The following is a 24,278-nucleotide window of genomic DNA, read 5'->3' on the forward strand; positions in this document are numbered from 1 at the left end:
GCGGTTCCCCTGCGAGGTCACATGGGCGGGCGTAAAAGGTCCATCAAAGTTAAGATCCTGACCCTGGTACTGGTGCCGTTGCTGTCCCTGCTGGGGATCTGGGCGTACTCGGCGATGATCACCGTCCAGAGCGGTCTCGATCTTCTCCGGGTCAGGACGATCTACGAGACGCTGGTCGTCCCCACCGGAAACGTCGCCTCGCAGATCCAGGAAGAGCGCTACCAGTCGGTCATCTACCTCAGCTCGGGCGCCGCCACCGACCGCAGCGATCTCGAGGCGCAACGCGTCAGGACCGACCAGGCGCGGGCCGCCCTGGAGAAGGCCGTCCTGGACAGCGCCGCCGAGCAGGAGTCGAGCCCGCAGATGTACCAGCGGGTGACCGAGCTGATCGAGACCACCCACCGCCTGCCGGACATCCGGGCGCGGGTGGACTCGCGCAGCTTCAGCCGGCTGCTGACCCTGGACGCCTACCGCCTGATCTCCGACGCCGTCGGCCGCGTCTACGACAGCCTGAAGTTCGCCGGCGACCTGGAGATCGGCCCGCCGACCAGGGCCGTCACGCTGATCGACCGCAGCCGCGACCTGATGAGCGAGCAGGCCGCCCTGCTCGCCGGCGTCGTGCGCGCGGGCTCGATGACCAGCGACGAGCGCACGGTGTTCACCACGATGGTGACCAAGCGCAGGATGGTCTACGACATGGGCTTCCAGCTCCTGGACCCCGACCTGCGCCAGCCGTACCTGGTACTGCAGAACTCCCCGACCTACACCCGGTTCGCCTCCGTGGAGGACCAGGTCACCCAGGACGTGCAGCCCGGCAGGAGGCTGCCCGGCGGCTCGGGCAGCTGGGGACCCAACATCCTGTCGCTGACGCAGGCCTTCGACCGGCAGAACGCGATCGTGTCGCAGCGGATCGCCGACCGCGCCGTCCCGCTCGCCGGCGTGATCCTGTGGCGCATCGTCCTCACCCTGTTGCTGGGCATCATCGCCGTGGGCGTCTCGCTGTACGTCTCGGTCCGGTTCGGCCGACGCATCACCGGCGAGCTGATCGAGCTGCAGCGCGCCGCGCTCGAGCTGGCCGGCCAGCGCCTGCCCCGGGTGGTCCAGCGGCTTCGCCAGGGCGAGGACGTCGACGTGGCCGCCGAGACCCCGCCCATCGCCGCCGGGCCGACCGAGGAGATCGCCAACGTCGGCGAGGCGTTCACCTCGGTGCAGACCACCGCCATCGAGGCGGCCGTGGGGCAGGCCGAGATCCGCAAGGGCGTCGGCAAGGTCTTCCTCAACCTGGCCCGCCGCAACCAGTCGCTGCTGCACCGCCAGCTGACCATGCTGGACGCCATCGAGCGCAAGGTCACCGAGCCGGAACTGCTCGACGAGCTGTTCGGCATCGACCACCTCACCACCCGCATGCGGCGGCACGCCGAGGGCCTGATCATCCTGTCCGGTGCCGTCCCCGGACGCGGATGGCGCAACCCGATCCCGCTGTACGACGTCGTCCGCGCCGCCGTGGAGGAGGTCGAGGACTACCTGCGCGTGCACGTGACCATGCCGGAGAGCATGTCACTGGCCGGGACGGCCGCCACCGACGTCATCCACCTGCTCGCCGAGCTGGTGGAGAACGCGACGATGTTCTCGCCGCCGCAGACCCACGTCGAGGTCCGCGGCGAGATGGTCGCCCGGGGCTTCGCGATCGAGATCGAGGACCGGGGCCTCGGCCTCAGCCCCGAAGAGCTGGAACAGATCAACCAGCGGCTGGCCGACCCGCCGGAGTTCGACCTGGCCGACAGCGACCGGCTCGGCCTGTTCGTCGTCGGCCGGCTCGCGGCCCGGCGCGAGATCCGCGTCTCGCTGCGGCCCTCGCCCTACGGGGGCACCACGGCGATCGTGCTGGTGCCCGAGAACCTGGTGATGCCCAGCGAGCCGTCCCCCGAGCCGTACTCGGTGCGGGACCTCACCGGGCAGGAGGGATGGTTCGGCGCCGGCCGGAGCCTCACCGCGGCGCTGGGCGCCGGCAACGGCCAGCCCTCCGCGGCGAACCGCTCCACCGCCGAGGCGGGCGGCGCCCACCAGGCGAACGGGACCAGCAGGACCAACGGGGCGAACGGCGCCGGCGACGACGGCAAGGGACGCCGCCGTGCCACCGGCCTGCCGCACCGGGTGCGCCAGGCCAGCCTGGCGCCTCAGCTCCGCGAGGCGGCTCCGGCGTCCGGCCGGGCGCCGGAGCAGGCGGGCGGCCCGCGGGAAGACCGCGCCGACGCCGAACCGCTGCAGCCCTCTCCCGACATGTTCTCTTCATTCCGGGCGGGCTGGGAGCGGGCGCACGAGGGTGAGGGGAACGCGTCATGAGCGAGGGAGAACGCTGGCTGGACCAGGACGCCGGTCCCCTCATCCGTCCCTACACCGTCACCCGGGGCCGCACCCGGCCCACGGGCCCCGCTTTCGACATGGTCGCGATCGTCAGGGCCGAGCCGGGTGGCCGGCCGCATCCGGGGCTCAGCCCCGAGCACCTGCTGATCCTGCGCATGTGCGCCCAGCCCATGTCCGTGGTGGACCTGGCCTCCGAGAGCGGCCTGTCGCTCGGGGTCACCCGCGTCCTGCTCGGCGACCTGCGCGACCACCAGCTCGTCTCCGTCCGGCCGCCGGCGACGGTGTCGCAGCTGCCCGAGGAGCGCCTGCTGCGCGAGGTGATCCAGGGTCTGCGGGCCCTGTGAGCTCCCCCGGCACGCGCCCGCCGGCCCGCTGAGGCCGCCTCACACGCGACACGGGCCCCCACCGGTCTGTCCGGTGGGGGCCCGCCGCGTTCGTCCGCCGGGGCGGCCTAGGAGGCGATGTGGTAGCTGTCGCCGTAGACCTTCCAGGACAGCGGGGGGTCGAGGTCGAGGTTGCCCGCCTTGAGGAAGACCCGCTGCTCGGTGTCCACCCTGCTGGTGTCGCTGTGGGCCTCCTCGGTCTTCATGGCCGCCTTGCGGGCGTCGAGGAAGGCGTTGAGGTAGGTCTTCTCGTCGCCGCCCTGCGCCGGCGGCTTGGCCTTCTTCAGAGCGGTCTTGCGGATGCCGCCGAAGCTGACCGAGTCGTTGCCGGGGCCGTGCATGACGATGGCGTCGTAGTAGATGAACTGGCCGAGGGCGCGCAGGCCGTCCGCCTTCGCCTGCTTGACCGCCGGGTTGAAGTACACCCGGTCACGCTCGTCGTTCTGGGCGGTCTGGAAGGCGGTGTCCTTGGCCGCGGTCTTCCAGTCCTTGGTGAAGTTCGGGTCGAGTCCCTTGTGGGAGTCGGTGCCGTCGACCGAGCGCAGCGCGGGCAGGTACTTGGCCAGGACGTTGCCCGGCTTGCGCTGGGTGTAGAGCTCGACGAGCTCCAGCATGTCCCCGGTGCCGGAGCAGAACCCGATGATGCCGGCGGTGTAGCCGCGCCCGTCGTCGATGTCCTCGATGTAGCCGTACTGGGCGCGCCAGTCGAGCGAGGAGTTCTCCGCGCTCGACACCAGTTGCATGGCGATGTCCTTCTTGTGCGGGTCGGTGAGGTCGACCGCCGCGGCCTTCACCCACGCTTTGCCCGCCGCCGTCGCCGCGTGGTCGGCGGTGGCCGCGACGGCCGCGTTCCCGCCCGCGCCGCAGGCCGGGATCAGTGCCACGGCCAGCGCCGGCGCCACCAGGACGCGCGCGCGCAAGTGCCGTAGAGCCGGGGGGATCGGCATCTGGCCTCCTCTACTCGTTAGGAAACTTTACTAACGAATGGAAGCACTATCCGCGAAGGCGTGTCAACGGATTCCGCGAGAAGGTCCGCGCGAGGGGCGCGGCGGCCGATGGTGAGGTAGATCGCCCGGGCCGGGTTCGTCTCCGCCGGTCAGGCCAGACACCCGCCAAGGTAAAGAATGAGTACCCGTTTGCGTCGAATGGGTATCAATGGGGGTAGTTGTCCCGTTACTAGGTATGTGCCCGTTGGGCGATGCTCGACATGTCGGTAAAGACCACAGCCCACCAACGAGAGATCACATCGGATTCAGGTGCCAGCCATGTGTCAACACGAACCGCAGTGCCCGCCGGCCAACGCTGTCGATCACGAAGCGGCCTGCCTCGTGGCGTTCCACCCGGAACAGGGGTGGGGGTTGCTCTGCAACGGTGTGGTCGTCTTCGACGACACGGGTGAGCTGCTCCCCGACGGCCGCAGCGTCCCTCCCGTCCACCGCTTCGCCTATGGATGTGCCGCATGACCATGACCTACACGCCCGGGGCGTCCTCCCACAGGTACGCCCGAGCCGCCGTCCATCTTTGGCCGGCGCGCGAGAGCGGCAAGCGCGCGTCATGGGTGCTGGTCCCCGAGCCGACCACCGTGCCGAAGACCCGCAGGCGGGTGCGCGGCAAGCTGTCCGACTGGGGGCTCGCGGCACAGTCCGACGTGGTGGAACTGCTGGTCAGCGAGGTGGTCACCAACGCCATGCGCCATTCGTGGGGTGCGGTCATGTCGCTCGCCATGGACGACGGGACCCTGCGCTGCGAGGTCCAGGACACCAACCCCGCCCTTCCCCAGGTCCGGGAGGTCCACGAGGGGGATGAGGGCGGACGCGGCATGTATTTGATGCAAGCGCTTTCCACATCCTGGGGCAGCCACCCGCTGTCCACCGGGAAGGTCGTCTGGTTCGAGCTGGCCTGCGAGCCCGCGGGCACGCCGGCCGGCGCCGGGAGGAACGGGGACGATGACTGACGATCCGCGCCGCGGCCGGACCGATCCCGCCGCGATCCCCGCCGACGGGCAGGCGTACCGGCCGCGCCGCTTCCAGATGCGCCGGGCGCGGCGCCGCCTGGCCGAGGAGGTCCAGGACCTGCGCACGCCGTCCGGGCGCAGAATGCTCCCGTACTGACGGCGCGACCAGCCTCCCGGGCCGCCCTCCGGGCCCGCCCCCTCCCCGGTGACGCCGGGGCGGCCGGCGGGGCCCGCACCCGCCGGCCCCGGCGTCCCGGCGTCCCGACGGCAGGCCTGGCTCGCCGGCCCCCGGCCGATCTCGCCCCGGGCGGTTCGCCCTCCGGCGCTCTCGCTCCCCGCGGTTCCGCTCCCCGCGGTTTCGCTCCCGGGTGGTTTCCCTCCCCGCGGTTTCGCCCCCCGGCGGTTCGGCCGCCGGGCGGTCCGCCGTCAGTGCCGGCGCCGGGCCCCGCCGGCCGCCCGGCCGTCCGGCGACGCCATGGCCGATGAGAGGCCGTGGCTGTCCTGCGCCGCCGCGCGCCGATCCTGCTCAGCCACCCACACGGCGATCTGCGCACGTGAGTGGAAGCCGAGTTTGCTCAGGATGTGCTCGATGTGCCCCTCGGCCGTGCGCTGCGCGATGACCAGCGTCGTGGCGATGCCCTTGTTGCTCAGCCCCTTGGCGACCAGCCGGGCGATCTCCATCTCCCTGCGGGTCAGCGGCGAGGAGGCGTCAGCGGGCCGCGCGCTCGGGACGGCGGGCGTGCTCTCCTCCATGGCGTAGGCGAGCGCCTCGTCGAACGACAGCCGCGCGCCCTGGCCCAGCGCCGACCGGAAGGCGGGCTCGCCGAGCGCCTGGAGGATGCTCGCCTCACACTCCTCGTGGTAGACGAGCAGGTGGCCGAACTGCAACAGCGGCCTGCCGGACGTCTGCCAGATGTTCCACAGCGCGCCGATCAGCCGGGCCGCCCGCTCGTAGTCGTGTTCGGCGGCGGAGACCCAGGCGAGCACGTCCAGGTTGATCCCCACGCCGAGCCGGTCGTCCAGCGTGCCGTTGAACCGGAGGCTCTCCTTCTCCAGGGCGACGGCGCGCGCCATGTCGCCCTCGCGCCAGGCCAGCACGCCGAGGGCCATGACGGCATAGGCGCGGTGCCAGCCCTCGCCGCGGGCGTCGCAGATGCGGATCGCCTCCTCGCCGGCGGCGGCCGCCCTTTCCACGTCCCTCTTGCGCCCGTAGGTGAGGCAGAGCCTGGTCAGGGTCAGCACCTGACCCCGCTCGTCCCCCGCGGCGCGATGTCCGGCGAGCGACCGCTCGTAGAGCTCGACCGCCGCGTCGATCTCGCCTCGGTAGACGGCCGCCATGCCCGAGAACAGGGAGGCGTAGGCGATCAAGGAGGGCAGCTCCAGCGTCTCCCCCAGTTCCCGCGCCTCGTCGGCCATCACGGCCGCCGCCTGGTCGTGGCCCATCATGATCGCCATCCAGCTCGCGCAGCACAGCGCCCAGGCCCGTGACTCGCACGGCGCGGTGACCTTGGCCAGGCCGTCCTCCAGCCAGCGGCGTCCCTCCCCGACCAGGTACATGGTCTTCCAGTGGTAGAGCAGGTCCGTGGCCATGCGCAGGCCGTCCTCGGCGTCGCCGTCGTCGAAGCAGGCGTGCAGGGCCACCCTCAGGTTGGGGTGCTCCAGCCGGAGCCTGCGCTGCCAGTGGAGCTGGGCGCTGGTGAAGACCAGCGCCTGCGCCTGCCGCGCCAGCGCACGGTAGAACTCGCGGTGCCTGCGCCGCAGCGCCGCCTGCCCACCGGACTCGGCCAGCCTGTCCCTGCCGTACTGGCGGACGGTGTCCAGCAGCCGGTAGCGCACGCCCACGGAGTGCTCCTCACGGACCAGCACGGACTTGTCCACCAGGCCGCTGATCACGTCCACGACGTCCTCGCGGGCGATGCCGTCGCCGGAGCAGACCGCCTCGGCCGCCTCCAGGTCCAGACCGCCGGAGAACACCGACGCGCGGGCCCACAGGAGCCGCTCGGGCTCGGTGCACAGCCCGTAGCTCCAGTCGACCAGGCCGCGCAGCGTCCGCTGGCGCGGGGCGGCCGTCCGTGACCCGGTCGTCAGCATCCTGAACCGGTCCTCCAGCCGGTCGAGGAGCTGCTGGACCGACAGCGCGCGCAGCCGTACCGCCGCCAGCTCGATGGCCAGGGGGATGCCGTCCAGGCGCCGGCAGATCTGCTCCACGGCGTCGCGGTTGTCGTCGGTGACCGAGAAGCCGGGCAGCACCGCGTCGGCGCGCTCCACGAACAGGCGTACCGCGTCCACCTCGGCGAGCGCCTGCGTCGACAGGTTCACCCCGCCGCCGTCGGGGACGGGGAGAGGGCGCACGACGAGGGTGCGCTCGCCGTGGATGCGCAGCGGCTCCCTGCTCGTGACGATGATCCGCAACCCGTCCGCGACGGCCAGGAGGTCATCGGCGAGCATCGCGCAGTCGTGCAGCATGTGCTCGCAGTTGTCCAGGATGAGCAGGGCCTTCTTGTCGGCCAGGTGATCGGCGAGCGCCGCCATCGAAGGACGGCTGGACCGCTCCTCGATCTGCAGGACCTCCAGCAGGGTCGGCACGAGCAGGTCAGGATCGTCCACGGCGGACAGGTCGACGAACCAGACACCGTCGGCGAAGGCCCGTTGCACGTCCTGGGCGGCCCGTGCGGCCAGCCTCGTCTTGCCGACCCCGCCGAACCCGGTGAGGGTCACCAGCCGGGACCTGGACAGCAGCGTCTTGACCTCGGCCATCTCCTGCCGGCGTCCGACGAAGCTCGTGGCGTCGGCGGGCAGCCCTTGTGCCGGCCGACGGTTCGCGGAACTCGATACCATTTCCTCACCCACCAGGCCGACCCCGGAAAGCGCACTTTGCTCCGCAAGTCGGCATCATCGACCCCTACCCTCCGCGGGTCGCCCGCGCACCGCCGTATCGCCCGGATAACGTCAGGTGCCCGCAAAACTTTGATGGGGAGCGCATTCCGTAGACGGCCGGCGCTCTTTTCCGCCCGGCCGGGAGAACGCCGGAAAAGAGGCATCCGCGCACGGGACGCCGAATGCGGCACTTGCCGTAATGCGAGGCGGATTGAGGAGTTTGTGCAGGTAGGCCCGGTGGAATCGTAACCGTGTACCTGAGGCCATGACTCGCGAAGGGCCTCTTCGACCGTCGATACCGGACCAAGCCACTACATATGCGAAGCCGGCCGGAAAGCAGCAGAACAGGAGAAGCGCACACGTCGGCCCGCGTTGAAAGGAACCAGCACGTCGGCGGCCTTGAGAGGAGAGCCCGATGAGTCTGGCCGATCCCAGCGCCAAATCCGATATTCTTCCCCACCCCTATGTGGAGTGCGACCTGCCCGGTCCCCGTTCCGCCGAACTGCTCGGCCGGCAGGCCGTCCGCGAGTCGAACGCGCGCACCTACCCGCGCCGCCTGCCCATCGCCATCGCGGAGGCGTCCGGCAGCTTCGTGCGCGACCTGGACGGAAACGTCTTCATCGACTTCCTGACCGGCGCGGGCGTGCTCTCCCTCGGGCACAACCATCCCGAACTGGTGCGCGCCGCCACGGCCCAGCTCACCCGGCTCACCCACGGCCTGGACTTCCCCACCCCCGCCAAGGACGCCTTCACCGAGGCGCAGCTTTCCATGCTCCCCGCCGGGATGCGCGACCGCATGAAGGTCCACTTCTGCGGGCCCACCGGCGGCGACGCCGTCGACGCCGCGGTCAAGCTGTGCAAGATCGCCACCGGCCGTGGGGACGTCGTGGCGTTCCAGGGCGGCTTCCACGGCAGCGGCCACGCGGCCATGGCGCTCACCGGCCTGGTGCGGCAGAAGCAGCCGGTGGCCAACGGCGTGCCCGGCGTCCACTTCTCCCCCTACTCCTACTGCGCGCGCTGCCCCCTCGGCCTGGTCCCGAGCACCTGCGACACCAACTGCGCCGGGCAGCTCGAACGGTCGCTGCGCGATGGGAACGGCGGCGTCCCGCTGCCCGCCGCGGTCATCCTGGAGATCGTCCAGGGTGAGGGAGGCGTCATCCCCGCCCGCCGGGCGTTCGTCCGCCGGGTGCGCGAGCTGACCCGCGAGCTGGACATCCCCCTCATCGTGGACGAGGTGCAGACCGGCTGCGGGCGCACGGGCACCTGGTTCGCCTTCGAGCGGTACGACATCGAACCGGACGTGATCGTCGCCTCCAAGGGCCTGAGCGGCATGGGCCTGCCCGTCGCGATCATCCTGTACGACCGGCGGCTGGACGTGTGGGCGCCCGGAGCGCACATCGGCACCTTCCGCGGCAACCAGCTCGCGTTCGCCGCCGGGGCGGAGGCCGTCCGCGTCATGCGCCGCGACGACGTCCTGGGCAACGTCCGGCGGCGGGGCGAGCAGATCGCCCGGCGGTTGGCCCCGCTGACCGTCGGCCCGTGGGTCCGCGAGGTGCGCGGCGTCGGCCTGATGTGGGGCGTCGAACTGGCCGACCCCCGCGACGGCGCCCCGGCCACCGACCTGGCGCACCGCGTCCAAGAGGTCGCGCTGCGCCGGGGGCTGATCATCGAGGTCGGCGGGCGCGCCGACTGCGTCGTGCGGATCCTGCCTCCCCTGAACGTGACCGCCGACGTCGTCGAGACCGGGTGCTCCATCCTCGTCGAGGCCATCGCCGCGTGCTGCCCGGTGCCGGCCTGACGGCCGGTCACCACGGGGGGTCCGCGGGAGGTTGATGGAGGCAGCATGACCAGACAGGCCGAGGTCCAGGACGCCCGGCGCGCCGACCGGCCGCCGCCCGGGCACGTGCTCGTCGGCGCGAGCGGCCCGTACACGTCCAGGCGGTGGGACGGCGAGCGGCTGCACCACCTGTTCGAGGACCTGTGCGACCGGCTGCGCACCGCGGGCGAGCAGGACCGGCGGGCGGTGGACGCCGGAGAGGTCACGCTCACCTACGAGGAGCTGGACGCGCGGGCCAACCGGCTCGCCCGCCACCTGCTGGGACGGGGCACGCGCCCCGGCGACCGCGTCGCGCTGGTCTTCGACCAGGCCGTGTGGTCCTACGCCGGCATGCTCGCCGTCTCGAAGATCGGCGCGACGTACGTGCCGCTTGACCCGGGCTTCCCCGCCGACCGCATCGCCTACATCGTCCAGGACGCCGGCGTGCGCGCCGTCCTGACCCTGACGCACCTGCGCGACCGGGTCGAGCACGCCGGCGCCCCCATCCTGTGCCTGGACGAGGCCGAGCCGCTGATCGAGGCCGAGGACGGCCGCCGGCTCACCCGCGACGAGTGCGGCGAGCGCCGTGAGCACAGTGCGCACGATGAGCACAGTGAGCACGATGAGCACGGGCAACCGGCCGGCGAGCTCTGCTACATCGTCTACACCTCCGGCTCCACGGGCCGGCCGAAGGGCGTGGCCGTCGAGCACACCTCCATCTGCAACTTCGTCCGCGTCGCCGTCGACGCCTACGGCATCGCGCCGGGCGAGCGGGTGTACCAGGGCATGACCATCGCCTTCGACTTCTCGGTGGAGGAGATCTGGGTGCCCCTGCTGTCGGCGGCGACGCTCGTGCCCCGGCCGCCGGGGGCGACGCTGCTCGGCCGCGACCTGGCCGACTTCCTGCGCGCCCGGCGGGTCACCGCGCTGTGCTGCGTGCCGACCCTGCTGGCCACCCTGGAGGAGGACCTGCCCGGCCTGCGGTTCCTGCTGGTCTCGGGAGAGGCGTGCCCGGCCGACCTGGTGCGCCGCTGGCACCGTCCCGGCCGCCGGTTCCTGAACGTCTACGGCCCGACCGAGGCCACCGTCACCGCCACCTGGGCGGTGCTCGACCCCGCGCGGCCGGTGACGCTGGGCGTCCCGCTGCCGACCTACGCGGTCGCCGTCCTCGACCCGGCGGGGCCCCGGGCGCTGCCCCCCGGTGAGCTGGGCGAGATCGGCATCGCCGGCGTCGGGCTGGCCCGCGGGTACGTCAACCGCGACGACCTGACCGAGCGGGCGTTCATCCCCGACTTCCTCGGCATCCCCGACAACCCCTCCGGCCGCATCTACCGGACCGGGGACCTCGGGCGGATCAACGCCGACGGCGAGATCGAGTACCACGGCCGCATCGACACCCAGGTGCAGATCAACGGCTACCGGGTCGAGCTGTCGGAGATCGAGTCGGTGCTGCTCCAGGTGCCCGGCGTCGCCCAGGCCGTCGTGGACACCCACGAGCCGGAGCCGGGGGTGGTGGAGCTGGTCGCCTACTACAGCTCGCGCGGCGACGCGCCCGAGGTGGACCCCGAGCGCGTCTACCGCGAGCTGCGCGGACGCCTGCCCGGCTACATGATCCCGGCCTACCTGGAGCCGCTGCCCGGCATCCCGATGCTGCTGAGCACCAAGGCCGACCGCAGGAACCTGCCGCCCCCCACCGGCCCCCGCGCCCTGTCCACGGCGCGGCCCCGCGTGCACCCGGCGACCGCCGCCGAGCGCACGCTCGCCGACGTGCTGGCCGGCGTGGTCGGTGTGGAGCAGGTGTCGGTCGACAGCCACTTCTTCGACGAACTGGGCGCCAACTCGCTGCTGATGACGCGGTTCTGCGCCCGGGTGCGGGAACGCGGCGACCTGCCCCCGGTGTCGATCAAGGACGTCTACCTGTGCCCCACCGTCCGCGACCTGGCGGCGGCCCTCGACGCCGCCCTGGACGGCGCCCGCGACGGCGCCCTTGACGAGACCTTCGACGGCACCCTCGATGGCGTCGCGCCCGTGGCCGCCTCCGGCGCTCCCGCCGTACCGGCGACCCGGGCCCCCGCCAGGGCCGGCACCGCCGCGTACCTGCTGTGCGGGCTGGCGCAGGCGCTGCTGTTCCTCGGCTACTCCTGTCTCGGCGCGCTGCTGCTGGCCCGCTGCTACCACTGGATCGCCGGCGCCACCGGCGCGGCCGAGATCTACGCGCGGTCGGTGGTGTGCGGCGCGGGTGTTCTGCTGACCCTGTGCGCGGCGCCGATCGCGGCCAAGTGGGCGCTCGCCGGCCGCTGGAAGCCCGGGGCGATCCGGGTCTGGAGCCTTGCCTACCTGCGGTTCTGGGCGGTGAAGACGCTGGTGCGCAGCAGCCCGCTCGCGATGTTCCCCGGCTCCCCGCTGTACGTGCTCTACCTGCGGGCGCTCGGCGCGCGGATCGGCCCCGGCACGCTCATCCTGTCCAGGAACGTCCCCGTCTGCACCGACCTGCTGACCATCGGCCGCGGCACGGTGGTCCGCAAGGACTCCTTCTTCACCTGTTACCGGGCCCGCGCCGGCATGATCGAGATCGGGCCGGTCACCATCGGCGAAGGCGCGTTCGTCGGCGAGCAGACGGTGGTCGACATCGGCGCCTCCATCGGCGACCGGGCCCAGCTCGGCCACTCCTCCTCGCTCCAGTCGTCGCAGTCGGTGCCGGACGGCGAGCGCTGGCACGGCTCGCCCGCCCAGCCGGGCGCCCCCGACCACCTGGCCCTGGAACCGGCGGACGCCGGCCGGTGGCGCAGGACCCGCTTCGGCGCCATGCAACTGCTGACCCTGCTGGCCGTGTGGATGCCGCTGGGCATCGGCGGCCTGTACTGGCTGGGCACCCGGTTCCCGGTCCTGTCCGGGTGGGCCGACACCGCACGCCCCAGGGATCTGACCGCGTGGGCCCCCTACCGGGACGCGCTGGCCGCCTCAGCGGCGATCTACTTCGGCGGGCTGATCGCCGCGCTCGCCTTCCTGGCCACCGTGCCCCGCCTGCTGCACCGGACCCTGCGGGAAGGCCGGGTCTACCCGCTCTACGGCTTCCACTACTGGGCGCACCGGGTGATCTCGCGGGTCACCAACGCGCAGGTCTTCACACACCTGTTCGGCGACAGCTCCTGGATCGTCCCCTACGTGCGCGTCCTCGGGTACGACCTGTCCAAGGTCGAGCAGACCGGGTCCAACTTCGGCCTGCAGCACAAGCACGAATCGCCGTACCTGGCCACGATCGGGAGCGGCACGATGGTGTCGGACGGGCTGTCGATCGTCAACGCCGACTTCTCCGCCGGGACGTTCCGGCTGTCGCGCGCGGTGATCGGCGCGCACACCTTCGTCGGCAACGACATCGCCTACCCCGCCCAGAGCCGCGCCGGCGACAACTGCCTGCTGGCGACCAAGGTCATGCTGCCCATCGACGGGCCGCCGCGGCAGGACGTCGGCCTGCTCGGCTCGCCCTGCTTCGAGATCCCGCGCTCGGTGCAGCGCGACAGCCGCTTCGACGACCTGAAGACCGGCGACGAGCTGCGCCGCCGCCTGGCCGCCAAGAACCGGCACAACACGGTGACCATCGCGTTGCACCTGCTCACCCGGTGGCTGCACGTCCTCGGCCTGCTCCTGCTGGCCATGGCCGCCGCCCGCCTGTACGAGACGGCGGGCCCGGCGGCGATCGCGGCCGCCCTCGGGGGCGGCGTGGTCTTCACCATCGCCTACTTCGCGCTGGTCGAACGCCTGGCCACCGGCTTCCGGACGCTGCGCCCGCGCTTCTGCTCGATCTACCAGCCCTACTACTGGTGGCACGAGCGCATGTGGAAGCTCACCAACCCGCTCTACCTGGACCTGCTCAACGGCACCCCGTACAAGAACCTCGCCTGGCGGCTGGTCGGCGTGCGCGTCGGGCGCAGGATCTTCGACGACGGCTGCTACATCCCGGAGCGGACGCTGGTCGCCGTCGGCGACGAGTGCACGCTGGCCCAGAAGAGCCTCATCCAGGCCCACTCGCTGGAGGACGGCACCTTCAAGTCCGACCGCATCGCCATCGGCGCCCGGTGCAGCATCGGCACCAACGCCCTGGTCCACTACGGCGTGCGCATGGGCGAGGACGCCACGCTCGCCCCCGACTCCTTCCTGATGAAGGGCGAGGAGGTCGGCGCGGGCTCCCACTGGCGGGGCAACCCCGCCACCCAGCTCAGCGCCGCCGCGACCGTCAGGGCCGTGCCACGGTGAGCGGGATCCCGCCGGCGGCGTGACCGGTCTCCGCGCGCTCGCCGTGCTCGGCGGCCCGGCGCCGGCCCGCCTCGCGGCGGGTCAGGGGGCGGCGCCGAAGCGCAGGGCGTCCAGGAGGAGGTCGAGCAGACGACCGGCCTGGTCGCGCTGCGCGGGGGCGCCGGCGGCGAGGGTCACGCCGCTCAGGGCGGTCAGCACGTCGGCGGGCGCGACATCGCCGCGCAGCGTGCCCGCCTCGGCCCCGGCGCGCAGCAGCGCTTCGACGGCGCCGATGAGCCGGTCGCGGCTGTGCGCGTACGGGTCGCCGCCGGAGGCGATGACCGCCCGTAGCGCCTCGGCCATGCCGCGCTTGGTCGTCATGTAGTCGAGGAAGCGGTCCATCCAGTCGCGCATCGCCCCGGCCGGCGGCAGGGCGGCGAGGAGCCCGGGCACCGCGTCGCACAGCCGGGCCAGCTCGTTGCGGTAGGCCGCCTCGACCAGCGCCTCGCGGGTCGGGAAGTGACGGTAGAGGGTGCCGATGCCGACGCCCGCGTCCTTGGCGATCGCGTCGAGCGTCACGTCCGGCCCGTCGTGGGCGAACGCGCGCACGGCGGCGGACAGCAGGCGGTCGCGGTTGCGCTGGGCGTCCGCGCGCAGGGGCCGCGGACCGGTGACCGACACGACGTATTCCTCCTCATCCCCGCGGGGACCTCTCCTCGAGCGCCCTCGCCGGCGGCTCGGCGTCCGCCCGACCGGCGGGACCTTCGCCGACCATTCCATCACGGGACGGGATTTGCTAACCGGAGGAAACTCCGATTAGAGTGCCATTTACTGGAGGATCCTCCGGTTTCAGCGTACCGCCTGGACCTCCGACCGCGACCGCCGAGTGAGAACAGGCAAGGCATCACCATGACCGCGACATCACGCATCACCACGCCGTTCAACGCCGCGTCCACCGCCGCCGAGGTCGTGGACGGTGTCGACCTCACCGGTCGACGCGCCATCGTGACCGGCGGGGCCTCCGGCATCGGCATCGAGACCGCCCGCGCGCTCGCCGGCGCCGGCGCGGAGGTCACCCTGGCCGTCCGCGACCTGGACGCCGGCCGGCGCACCGCCGAGGACATCACCGCCACGACCGGCGCCGAGCGGGTCGGCGTCGCGCCGCTGGACCTCACCGACCGCGCCTCGATCGCCGGCTTCGTGTCCGCGTGGGACGGCCCACTGCACATCCTGGTCAACAACGCCGGAGTCATGGCCGCCCCCGAGACCCGGACGCCCGAGGGCTGGGAGCTGCAGTTCGCCACCAACCACTTCGGCCACTTCGCGCTCGCCACGGGCCTGCACCACGCGCTGGCCGCCGCCGGCGGCGCGCGCGTCGTGTCCGTCAGCTCCGCCGCCCACCTGCGCTCCCCGGTCGTCTTCAAGGACATCCACTTCCGGGAGCGCCCGTACGACCCGTGGACCGCGTACGGCCAGTCCAAGACGGCGAACGTGCTGTTCGCGGTCGAGGCGGCCACGCGGTGGGCGGACGATGGCATCACCGTCAACGCCCTGCACCCGGGCGGCATCCGGACCAACCTGCAAAGGCACGTCACCATGGAGGAGCTGGACCGGCTGCGCGCCCAGATGAGCGCGGGCGGCGCGTCCACCCCCGACTGGAAGACCCCCGAGCAGGGCGCCGCCACCTCGGTGCTGCTCGCCGCCTCCCCGCTGGTGGAAGGCGTCGGCGGGCGGTACTTCGAGGACTGCAATGAGGCCGGTCCGCACGAGCCGGGCACCCGCACCGGCGTGGCGGCCTACGCCCTCGACTCCGAGGCCGCCACCCGCCTCTGGAAGGTCACCGAGGAGACCCTCTCCGCCTGATGTGACCACCGGGTCGCCTGATCGGGGCATCAGAGCCGACCTCTCCTGCCGGACCCGTTCCGGCCGCGTGTCCACGGGGCCACCCATCCCGTGCCGAGCACCCGGCGGACGCCGTGCCCACCAGAGCGCGGCGCCCGCCGGGCCGTCAGCGGGGCTCGGCCGCGCGGCGGCCACGGTCCACCGGAGCCGGATAGTCCGGGAGGCTGATGTCGGTGGCGAACATGTCGGTCATCTTGATCATCATCTTCAGCAGGAGACGCCGCCGGAAGACCTGGTCGCGCATCCAGATCCCCGTGCGCGAAGCCGGGGCCAGGAAGCCGCCGGCGTTGCCGCCGCTGCGCGCGACCTTCGCGTACGGGCTCATCACCTCCTCGTACCGCCGGAATGCGGCGTGGTGGTCGCCATCGGCCCGCGCCAGCTCACCGGCCAGCACGTACGCGCCGACCACCGCCACGCCGGTGCCGAACCCGCCCAGCGTGTTGCCGGAGACGGCGTCCCCGAGCAGCGCGACGCGACCTCGCGCGTACCGGCCGGCTCGCACCCGGCTGATCGTGTCGAGGTGCAGGTCCTTCGCGCTCCGCACCCGCTCCATGATCTCCGGCGTGCGCCACCCCATCCCCGCGTAGGCGTCGATGACCAGGCGCTTCATCTCCTCGGTGTCGTACCGGTCGTACGCGAGCTCCTGCGAGGCGAAGACGAAGAACGCGGGCGCCTTGGGGCCACCGACGGAGACCATCCGCCCCGGCTCGTTGTACATCACCCCCGTCCCGTCCCCGTCGCCGTCCGATCCGCCAGGTGGAAGCTCGGCCAGGGCGTAGTAGTAGCCGAGGAACCTCACGAAGTCGCGCTCCGGGCCGAAAGCCAGCCGACGGACGTTGGAGTGGATGCCGTCCGCGCCCACCACCAGGTCGAACGTGCGGGGGGCGCCGCGCTCGAAGGTCACATGGACGCCGTCCGCCGCCTCGGTCAGCGAGGTGATCGAGTCGCCGAACACGTACGCGCAGCCCGCGGCCACGCTCTCGTCGTACAGGATCTCCGACAGGTCGCCGCGCCGGATCTCCACGTCGCCGCCGGTGAACTCGCCCGCCATCACGGCGATCGACCGGCCGTCCGCGTCCACGATCCGCACGTCGGCGCCGCCGGTCTGCCTGCGCCGGACCTCCGCGAGGATGCCCATCCGCCGCAGCACCGACAGTTGGTCCTCGCCCTTGAAGTCGATCGCCTGCCCGCCCGGGCGCGGGCCCGGAGCCTTCTCCACGACGGTCACGCCGAACCCGTAGCGGCGCAGCCACCACGCCAACGCCGGCCCGCCGATGCCCGCCCCCGAGATCAAAATGTTCGAGTTCTCCATGCCCCCGACCCTCCCGCCCCCCACCGACACCCCACCGACACCCCACCGACACTCCCGCAGGCCCGTGTCGGCCGTCGCCCACGGCCGGGTTCACGCCTTTGCCATCCGCGGAAGTGAGCGCTTCTCCTGAGATCTACGGCCGGTCAGGAGGAGGTGGAGAGAGCCCGGGCGGCTTGGGGGCGGGGGAGGGCGGCGGCTGTGGCGAAGTGGGTGGCGAAGGCGTCGGGGCCGATCAGGTCGGTGACGCCGGCGGCGACCCGGGCCACGTCGGCGTCACCGGCGACCGCCGTGCCGCGCAGGGCCACTCCGACGCCGAGCAGGAAGGCCGCCCGCTCCCCCGCGCCGGCCAGCAGGGCCGCCCCCGCGCAGCCCTCGGCGACGTCGGCGAGGTCGGCCGGCGCCGCTCCCGTCGTACGGGCCAGGCGCAGCGCCTCGCCGTGACACCGCTCGGCCTCGGCGCGGTCGCCCTCGGCCTCCGCCAGCCGGCCGAGCGCGGTGTGCACCGCCGTTCTGATGCCGTCGGCGCCGAAGCCGCCGCCCGCGGACGAAAGGGCCGCGCCGTAGCGTCGCCGGGCCTCGTCGTGGTCCCCGGACCGGCGGGCCAGCTCGCCGAGCCCGAGCTCCACGGACGGGGACCGGGCCGCCGGGCCGGTGACCCGGGCCAGGCCGGCGGCGCGGTCCAGGTCGGCGCGGGCCGCGGCGAGGTCGCCCTCACGTAGCAGCCCGCCGGCTCTGCGCCCCAGCACGCCCACCATCTCCTCCAGGGCGCCGAGCTGCTCGTGCAGGTCGAGTGCCCGCCCCCACAGGCGCTTCGCCCGTTCCCACTCGCCGCGCCGGCCGGCGATCAGCCCGAGCCATTCCATCGCCTGGGCCATGCCCCACCGCTCCCCGAGGTCACCGAAGGCGGCCAGCGCCGCCTCCAGCCCGCGCTCGGCGCCGGCGGTCTCTCCGTCGAGCAGGAGCAGCAGCGACTCGCCGAGCCGGGCGGTGGCCCTGCTCCACGGGTCGGCGCCGAGCATTCGCGCCCGCTGGACGACGTTCCCGGCGCCGGGCGGCCCGGCGGCCATCCCCCACAAGGCGTTGAGGAACGGGTGGCGCACCGCCCCGCTCAGCGATCGCATGATCTCCTCGGCGCGCGCCCACCGCTCCGGGGTGGCGTACGGCACGGTCTGCAGCACGCACAGGACGTACTCCTCCTCCAGCCCGGCGGGCGGCTCGTCGCCGAACCGGTCGAGCAGGTGGAGCGCGAAGGATGTCGCCTGGCCGCGCCGCCCGCTCAGCCACCAGTACGCCGCGAGCGCCGCGACCAGCCGCAGCCCGTTCGCGGGTTCCTCTTCGGCGGCGTGGCGCAGCGCGGCGCCGAGATTGGCGTGCTCGGCCGACAGTCGTGCCAGCCAGTCGAGCTGCTCGGCCCGGCGCAGCCCGGGATCGGCGCGTCGCGCCAGGTCGAGGTAGCAGGCGGCGTGCGCGGCCCGCGTCCGGCTCTGCTCGCCTGACTCTTCCAGCCGCCGCGCGCAGAACAGCCGGATGGTGTCCAGCATGCGATAACGCCCGCCTTCTGCCTCGACGAGCGACTTGTCGACCAGATCGGCGAGCAGCTCGCCGGAGCCGCAGACCCGCTCGACGGCCGAAAGGGTCGCGCCGCCGGCGAACACCGAGAACCGGCGGGCGAGCGCCTGCTCCTCGGGCGTGAGCAGGCTCCAACTCCAGTCCACCACCGCGTGCAGGGTGCGGTGGCGGGCCGCGGCGGTGCGGTCGCCCTTGGACAGCAGGGCGAAGCGCCCGTGCTCTGCCAGCCGGGCGGCGATCTCGTCGGCGCCGAACGCGCGCAGCCGCGCGGCCGCCAGCTCGATGGCCAGCGGCAGGCCCTCCAGCGCGACGCAGATCTCGGTGAACTCCGGCCGCATCGTCACGCCCGGCCGTACGGCGGCGGCCCGCTCCAGGAACAGCCGCACGGCGGGATAGCCGAGCGCGGCGGCCTCGCCGGTACCGGGGGGCGGCACCGCGAGCGGCGGCACCGGGACCAGGGTCTCGCCGGTGATGCCGAGCGGCTCGCGGCTGGTGCACAGCACGGCCAGCGAGGGGCAGGCGTCGAGCAGCCGGCGGGTGAGCGCCGCGGCGCCCGCGACCAGGTGCTCGCAGTTGTCCAGGATGAGCAGCAGCTCGCGGTCGGCGAGCGCCACGAGCAGCCGCTCTTCCGGGTCGCCGCCGCCGGCCAGGGGTGGATGCAACCCCCTCTCGCGCAGCCCAAGGGCCGCGAGTACCGCCGGCGCGATCTGGCCGTCGCCGTCGGTGGCCGACAGGTCCACGAAACAGCTCTCCCGCCCCTGGCGACGGACGGCCTCGACGGCGAGCCGGGTCTTGCCGGTGCCGCCGGGGCCGGTCAGGGTGACCAGGCGGCGGTCACGGAGGGCGTCGATGCGGGCCAGCTCGTCTTCGCGTCCGACGAAACCGGTGAGCGGCGCGGGCAGCCGGGACGGCGCGCGCCGCCGCACCTCGCCGGCGCCGCCTACGTCGCCGTCCCGCAGGAGGGCCAGGTGCAGGGCGGAGAGCTCCGGCGAGGGGTCGGCGCCCAGCTCGTCCGCGAGCAGCCGCCGCGCGTCCGCGAAGACGGCGAGCGCCGCGGCCCGCTGCCCCTCGGCGTGCAGGGCCCGCATCAGCTGGCCGGTGAGTCGCTCGCGCAGCGGGTGGGCGGCCGCCAGCCGCCGCAGCTCGCCGGAAGAGGTGCCCGCGGGCAGGGCCAGCTCGGCCTCGGCGAGGTCTTCGCGGGCCGACAGCCGCAACTCCTCCAGCCGGGACGCCTGCGGCGGGGCGAACGGCGCGTCCGCCACGTCGGCCAGGGCCGGGCCACGCCACAGCGCGAGTGCTTCGCGCAGCACCGTGACAGCCTGCTCGTACCGCCCGGCCGCGAGCGACTCGCGGCCTTCGCGTGCCAGCAGCTCGAAGCGGTGCGCGTCGACGTCCGAGGGATCCGCGGCGAGCCGGTAGCCCGCGTCGTGGAACTCGATGGCGCCGGGAGGAAGCACCCTGCGCAGCCGGGACACGTGGGCCTGGACGGCGCCCGCCGCGTCGGCCGGCGGCCGGTCGCCGTACTGGCCGTCGATCAACCTCGCCACGCTGACCGGCCGGCCCGCGTCGAGCAGGAGCAGGGCGAGCAGCGCCCGCGGCCGGGGACCGGCCACCGGGATCGGCTCCCCCGCCTCCGTGCGCGCCTCGACGGGCCCGAGGATGCCGTACCGCACGAACCGATCGTATTACCGGTAGCACCGTCCCAGCGCCGGAGCGGGTGCACCCGGGGTGACGGAGGAATCCGGTCGAGCAGGCGTCACACGGTTCGGGTTCCGGCGAGTGATGAAAGTTTCAGCTCGGTCGCGTTCATCCAGTGGCCAGTTCCGGACATGTCATGACATATCCACCGAGATCCCGGGCTCACAGTACGACCGGGGGCCGCGCGTCCGCGGGCCGCGCAGGGAAATCGGCTGTACACCTCGGCGATCACTCGCCGAATCTTGAAGCAGAGCGCCACTCATGTAAGCGGGACGGTGCCGGCCGATGGCCGCACCTTCCTGGCAAGATTCCTTCTACGGCATGGAGTGATCTATGGGATTCGGCACAGGCCGAGCAGCGCGCGGCTTCGGGGCGGTGGCGACGGCGACGGCGCTCGCCACGGCGGGGCTGGTCCTCGGGACGGTGACCGCGGCCAGGGCCGCGCCGGCGTGCGAGGTGACCTACACCGTCAACCAGTGGGGCACCGGAGCGGGCGGCTTCCTCGCCATGCTCGACATCCGCAACAGCGAGCCGGTCGCCCCCGGCTGGACGCTGAACTTCGCCTTCCCCGGCTCGCAGAAGATCACGTCGGGCTTCCTGGCCCAGTGGGGCCAGTCCGGATCCAACGTCACGGCGAGGAGCAACGCCTGGGGGCCGTCGGGCACCTCGTTCACCATCGGGTTCAACGGCGCCTGGACCGGAAGCAACCCGCCGCCGACGGCATTCACCCTGAACGGCGTGTCCTGCAAGGTCACCCTGGTACCGAGCCCGTCGCCGAGCCCGAGCCCGACTCCCACGCCCCCGGCACCGCTGCGTATCGTGATCTCGCCGACCTCGATCACCGTGCGCGAGGGGCGGTCGGCGAGCGTCCAGGTCACCCTCAACCGGCAGCCTCCGGGCAACGTCACCGTCGGCACTGCGCGGGTGTACGGCGACACCGACCTCAGCCAGTCCTCGTCGATCACCTTCACCCCGGCCAACTGGAACGTCCCGCAGTTGATCACGGTGAGCGCGGCCGAGGACGCCGACGTGGAGAACGGCACGGCCACCTTCGACTCGCGCAGCAGCCAGATCACCGGCAGCAGTGCCGTGCTGTGGCAGGCCACCGAGTGGGACAACGAGATGCCCACCCCGACGCCCGCTCCCCCCGCGAACTGAGCGCCCGGCGCCCCGGCCCCTTTCGACGGGCCGGGGCGTGCGGCGGCAGGGCGTGGCGGGCGCGGGTCAGGCGCGCGGGCCGGAGTACCGCTTGGGGAGCTTGAAGCCGCGGGCGTCGAGCACCGTGCGAAGGCGGTCGGGGTAGTCGGTGATGAGGCCGTCGACGCCGTCGTCGATGAGCTTGTTCATCGTGGGCTCGTCGTCGACGGTCCAGGGGATCACCTTCAGCCCGAGACCGTGGGCCTCCTCCACCATCGCCTCGGTGACGTAGGGCCGGTACCCGGGGTCGGTCACCTTGCCGTTCTGCGGGAACCCGTGCACCGGCGAGAACGCGTCGGCGCCGAACGACTTGATCGCCTTGAGCGGGTCGCCGCCGAAGTCGTCCACGTCGATGCCGCCGAGCCAGGGGGAGGCTCCCGGCTGCCCGGTCTGCAGGAAGGTGTAGTCGGTGAGCGCCACGAGCGGCAGCCGCGGCTCCACCTCGCGCATGCGCATCAGCGAGCCCCAGTCGAAGCTCTGGATCGTGACCTGGCGCAGCATGTGCGCCCGGCGGATCTCCTGGGCGGCGACCTGGACGAACTGCTCGCGCGGCGCGGTCTGCTCCGGCGCGCCGGCCTCGACCTTGGTCTCAACGTTCAGCATCACGTCGTTGGCGTGGAAGCGCTTGACCAGGTCGAACACCTCGCTCAGCAGCGGCATCCGCGCGCCGGGCGCGGGGCGCTGGCCGGGGAACTCGGCGAGCGGCTTGGAGCCGCAGTCCAGGCTCCGCACCTGGGCCAGGCTGAGGGTGTTGATGTACTTGCCGACGTAGGGGTACTCGGGGTCGCCGGGGGACACCGGGCCGGTGTCCTGGCACTTGCGGCCGTCCACCTTGCGGTCGTGGGTGACGACGGCCTTGCCGTCCTCGGTGATCTGGATGTCCAGCTCAAGGGTGCTGACGCCCACGCGCAGCCCGTTGGCGAAGGAGTCCAGGGTGCTCTCCACCACCAGTCCGAGCCCGCCCCGGTGCGCCTGGAGGTCGAAGCTCTTGTGGTGCGCGGCGGACACGCCGGGGTCCGCCATCGCGGCGCCGGGGAAGGCGAGGGCGGCGGCCCCGGCCAGGACGGCGGCAGCGGCGGCCGAGCGAAAACCGGTCATCAGTGTGTATCTCGTTCCATGCGGGAGCCGCTTCCCCCTGATCGGGCGGCACGGCGACGGTCACGACGGTGGCCCGCGACGCCCGATCCCGCGTGAGCGGGAAGGGCCTCGACGGTGCCACTCGTCCAACCTGCCGATCACGCATGGCCTCCGGGGAAACACCCGACGAAGGCTGAACGGGGAGGAAATGGCGCTCATGGAAGACGGCCGCGGCGCGCGACCGCCGCGACAGCGAGAAGGGACGGCCGGCGCCCACTGTCCAGGCGTGTGTTCGGACGTGGTCAGACGATGGCCGCGGAGAGGTTCTGCTTGACGCCGCGGCTGAACTCGTCGGCGATGATCTCCGGCGTGCCGGCGGCGATGCCGTCCAGGCCGGCCTCGGCCACCAGCACGGGGTCGATCTTGTTCTCCGGAGCGACGTAGGCGGCCATGTCGGTGTCCATGTAACCGACGTGCAGGGCCGACACCTTGATGCCCCTGGGGGCGAGCTCCTGGCGGACCGCGTTGGTCTGCGCCCACTCGGCGGCCTTGGCCGCGCTGTAGCCCCCGTACTGCGGCAGGTGCACCCATGACAGCACCGACAGCACGTTGAGGATGGCGCCGCCGCCGTTGGCCTCAATGACCGGCACGAAGGCGCGCGTCACGCCGAGCGTGCCGAAGAAGTGGGTGCGCATCTCCAGCTCGATGTCGCCGAGGTCGCCGTCGATCAGGGAGGCGTGGGTCGAGACCCCCGCGTTGTTGATGAGCAGGGTCGCGTCGGCGGCGATCCCGGCGGCCCGCGCCACCGACTCGGGGTCGGTGATGTCCAGCCGCAGCGGCACCGCCCCGGGCACGTCGACCTTCTGGGGGTCGCGGGCCGCCGCGTACACCTTGGCGCCGCGCTCGATCAGCCGCGCGACGAAGGCGCGGCCGAGCCCGCGGTTGCCGCCGGTCACCACGGCCACGGCGTTCTCGATGTTCATTGTCGTCGCTCTCCTCTGGTCGATCTGGCTTCGTTAAACCAAGCTAGCTATCTCACTTGGAAATAGCAAGTTAGGGGGTATCCTTGGGTGGTGAGAAGGACGACACGCCGCGCCATGCTGGACACCGAGTGCTCGATCCAGCGCAGCCTCGAGGTGATCGGCGACCCGTGGACGGTGCTGGTACTGCGTGAGGCCTTCAGCGGCGGCACGCGCTTCGTCGACTTCCAGACCCGTCTCGGCATCTCCACCGACCTGCTCACCGACCGGCTCGCCCGCCTGGTCGAGGCCGGCATCATGGAGCGGCGTCCCTACAGCGAGCCCGGCAAGCGCGCGCGCAACGGCTACCACCTGACGCCCGCGGGGGAAGACCTGCGCGTCGTCCTCGGCTCGCTCCAGCAGTGGGGGGACCTCCATCGCCCGCACGAGGCCGGCCCGTCCGTGGAGCGCCGCAGCCGCGAGACCGGCGAGCACCTCGCCGTGGCGTTCGTGAACGAGACCGGCAACGCGGTGCCACTGGAAGAGGTCGTCTTCGTCTGGACCCGTCCCGGAACCGAAGCCGCCGCGCACGAGAGCGAACCCGCCTTGTCCGAGAGCCAAGCCGCCCCGTCCGAGAGCGAACCCGCCGCATCCGAGAGCGAACCTGCACCGTCCGAGGGCGAACCCGCCACGACCGAGAACACGGCCGCCGAGCCCGAGACCGCGCCTGCCTGACCCCGCGGCGAGCCCGCCGACGCGGCGGCGTCCCCAGGCGGCCGAAGCCGGCCGCGTCCCGAGGCGGCCGACGCGGCCGCGTCCGGAGCCGGCCGAGGCGGCGGCGTTCAGAAACACCTGAGCCGGCGGCGTTCCGAGCCGGTGAATCTTTCACCGCGTCGCACGTCCCGCCATGGTCCGCCCGGCCGCGTTTGCCGAGGTG

17 protein-coding genes are annotated in these 24,278 nt (G+C 72.7%); 10 read left to right on the forward strand and 7 right to left on the reverse strand.

Translation table 11 applies throughout. The features are described 5' to 3' along the window. Positions 1-21 precede the first annotated feature (21 nt). Both ABZU32_RS04885 and ABZU32_RS04890 read left to right on the forward strand, forming a co-directional pair. Complete coding sequence (locus tag ABZU32_RS04885) at positions 22-2,343, forward strand: nitrate- and nitrite sensing domain-containing protein (RefSeq protein WP_354917200.1); 2,322 nt, start codon at positions 22-24, stop codon at positions 2,341-2,343. Continuing rightward, complete coding sequence (locus ABZU32_RS04890) at positions 2,340-2,708, forward strand: DUF742 domain-containing protein (protein WP_354837969.1); 369 nt, start codon at positions 2,340-2,342, stop codon at positions 2,706-2,708. The genes ABZU32_RS04885 and ABZU32_RS04890 overlap by 4 nt, the downstream gene beginning before the upstream one ends. A 107-nt stretch (positions 2,709-2,815) precedes the next feature. Here the strand turns inward: ABZU32_RS04890 and ABZU32_RS04895 are convergent, their stop codons facing one another. Then, a complete protein-coding gene (locus ABZU32_RS04895; RefSeq protein WP_354917203.1) occupies positions 2,816-3,694 on the reverse strand; it encodes a chitosanase in 879 nt (292 codons plus the stop codon). A gap of 318 nt (positions 3,695-4,012) precedes the next feature. Between ABZU32_RS04895 and ABZU32_RS04900 the strand changes: the two genes are divergently transcribed. Genes ABZU32_RS04900 through ABZU32_RS04910 form a run of 3 tightly spaced genes read left to right on the forward strand, consistent with a single transcriptional unit; the run spans position 4,013 to position 4,858 of the window. Continuing rightward, entirely contained in the window at positions 4,013-4,210 is a 198-nt protein-coding gene (locus ABZU32_RS04900) for a DUF5999 family protein (RefSeq protein ID WP_354837965.1), read from the forward strand. Continuing rightward, a complete protein-coding gene (locus tag ABZU32_RS04905) occupies positions 4,207-4,701 on the forward strand; it encodes an ATP-binding protein (RefSeq protein WP_354917206.1) in 495 nt (164 codons plus the stop codon). Before ABZU32_RS04900 ends, ABZU32_RS04905 begins: the two co-directional genes overlap by 4 nt. After that, a complete protein-coding gene (locus tag ABZU32_RS04910; RefSeq protein ID WP_354917208.1) occupies positions 4,694-4,858 on the forward strand; it encodes a hypothetical protein in 165 nt (54 codons plus the stop codon). Before ABZU32_RS04905 ends, ABZU32_RS04910 begins: the two co-directional genes overlap by 8 nt. Before the next feature lie 269 nt (positions 4,859-5,127). On the opposite strand, the gene ABZU32_RS04915 is transcribed toward ABZU32_RS04910, so the two are convergent. Next, the gene (locus tag ABZU32_RS04915) at positions 5,128-7,539 is read right to left on the reverse strand and encodes a LuxR C-terminal-related transcriptional regulator (protein ID WP_354917211.1); all 2,412 of its coding nucleotides are present in this window, start codon (positions 7,537-7,539) and stop codon (positions 5,128-5,130) included. A 454-nt stretch (positions 7,540-7,993) separates the two neighbouring features. Between ABZU32_RS04915 and ABZU32_RS04920 the strand changes: the two genes are divergently transcribed. Next, complete coding sequence (locus ABZU32_RS04920) at positions 7,994-9,376, forward strand: diaminobutyrate--2-oxoglutarate transaminase family protein (RefSeq protein WP_354837957.1); 1,383 nt, start codon at positions 7,994-7,996, stop codon at positions 9,374-9,376. A 45-nt stretch (positions 9,377-9,421) separates the two neighbouring features. Continuing rightward, positions 9,422-13,648: a Pls/PosA family non-ribosomal peptide synthetase gene (locus ABZU32_RS04925; protein ID WP_354917214.1), complete on the forward strand. Its 4,227-nt coding sequence runs from the start codon at positions 9,422-9,424 to the stop codon at positions 13,646-13,648. 81 nt (positions 13,649-13,729) lie between these two features. Here ABZU32_RS04925 and ABZU32_RS04930 read toward each other — a convergent pair whose 3' ends face one another. Continuing rightward, positions 13,730-14,308, reverse strand: a complete 579-nt coding sequence (locus tag ABZU32_RS04930) for a helix-turn-helix domain-containing protein (protein WP_354917216.1) — start codon at positions 14,306-14,308, stop codon at positions 13,730-13,732. A gap of 228 nt (positions 14,309-14,536) precedes the next feature. Here ABZU32_RS04930 and ABZU32_RS04935 point away from each other — a divergent pair, with 228 nt between their 5' ends. After that, complete coding sequence (locus ABZU32_RS04935; protein WP_354917219.1) at positions 14,537-15,490, forward strand: SDR family NAD(P)-dependent oxidoreductase; 954 nt, start codon at positions 14,537-14,539, stop codon at positions 15,488-15,490. A gap of 145 nt (positions 15,491-15,635) precedes the next feature. Here ABZU32_RS04935 and ABZU32_RS04940 read toward each other — a convergent pair whose 3' ends face one another. Together ABZU32_RS04940 and ABZU32_RS04945 are read right to left on the reverse strand one after the other, a co-directional pair. Next, a complete protein-coding gene (locus ABZU32_RS04940) occupies positions 15,636-16,841 on the reverse strand; it encodes an FAD-dependent monooxygenase (RefSeq protein ID WP_354917222.1) in 1,206 nt (401 codons plus the stop codon). 143 nt (positions 16,842-16,984) lie between these two features. Next, the gene (locus tag ABZU32_RS04945; protein ID WP_354917225.1) at positions 16,985-20,083 is read right to left on the reverse strand and encodes a BTAD domain-containing putative transcriptional regulator; all 3,099 of its coding nucleotides are present in this window, start codon (positions 20,081-20,083) and stop codon (positions 16,985-16,987) included. A 358-nt stretch (positions 20,084-20,441) separates the two neighbouring features. Here ABZU32_RS04945 and ABZU32_RS04950 point away from each other — a divergent pair, with 358 nt between their 5' ends. Then, positions 20,442-21,266: a cellulose binding domain-containing protein gene (locus ABZU32_RS04950; protein WP_354917228.1), complete on the forward strand. Its 825-nt coding sequence runs from the start codon at positions 20,442-20,444 to the stop codon at positions 21,264-21,266. A gap of 66 nt (positions 21,267-21,332) precedes the next feature. Here ABZU32_RS04950 and ABZU32_RS04955 read toward each other — a convergent pair whose 3' ends face one another. Then, positions 21,333-22,403, reverse strand: coding sequence for a glycerophosphodiester phosphodiesterase family protein (locus tag ABZU32_RS04955; protein WP_354837943.1), 1,071 nt, complete (start codon positions 22,401-22,403; stop codon positions 21,333-21,335). 281 nt (positions 22,404-22,684) lie between these two features. Then, on the reverse strand, positions 22,685-23,365 hold the full coding sequence (locus ABZU32_RS04960; RefSeq protein WP_354837941.1) for an SDR family oxidoreductase: 681 nt from the start codon (positions 23,363-23,365) through the stop codon (positions 22,685-22,687). A gap of 90 nt (positions 23,366-23,455) precedes the next feature. Between ABZU32_RS04960 and ABZU32_RS04965 the strand changes: the two genes are divergently transcribed. Continuing rightward, positions 23,456-24,076 (forward strand): helix-turn-helix domain-containing protein, encoded by a 621-nt coding sequence (locus tag ABZU32_RS04965; RefSeq protein ID WP_354917231.1) that lies wholly within the window; start codon positions 23,456-23,458, stop codon positions 24,074-24,076. Positions 24,077-24,278: the final 202 nt, after the last annotated feature.

The organism is Sphaerisporangium sp. NPDC005288 (assembly GCF_040607475.1).
Classification (GTDB): domain Bacteria; phylum Actinomycetota; class Actinomycetes; order Streptosporangiales; family Streptosporangiaceae; genus Sphaerisporangium; species Sphaerisporangium rhizosphaerae.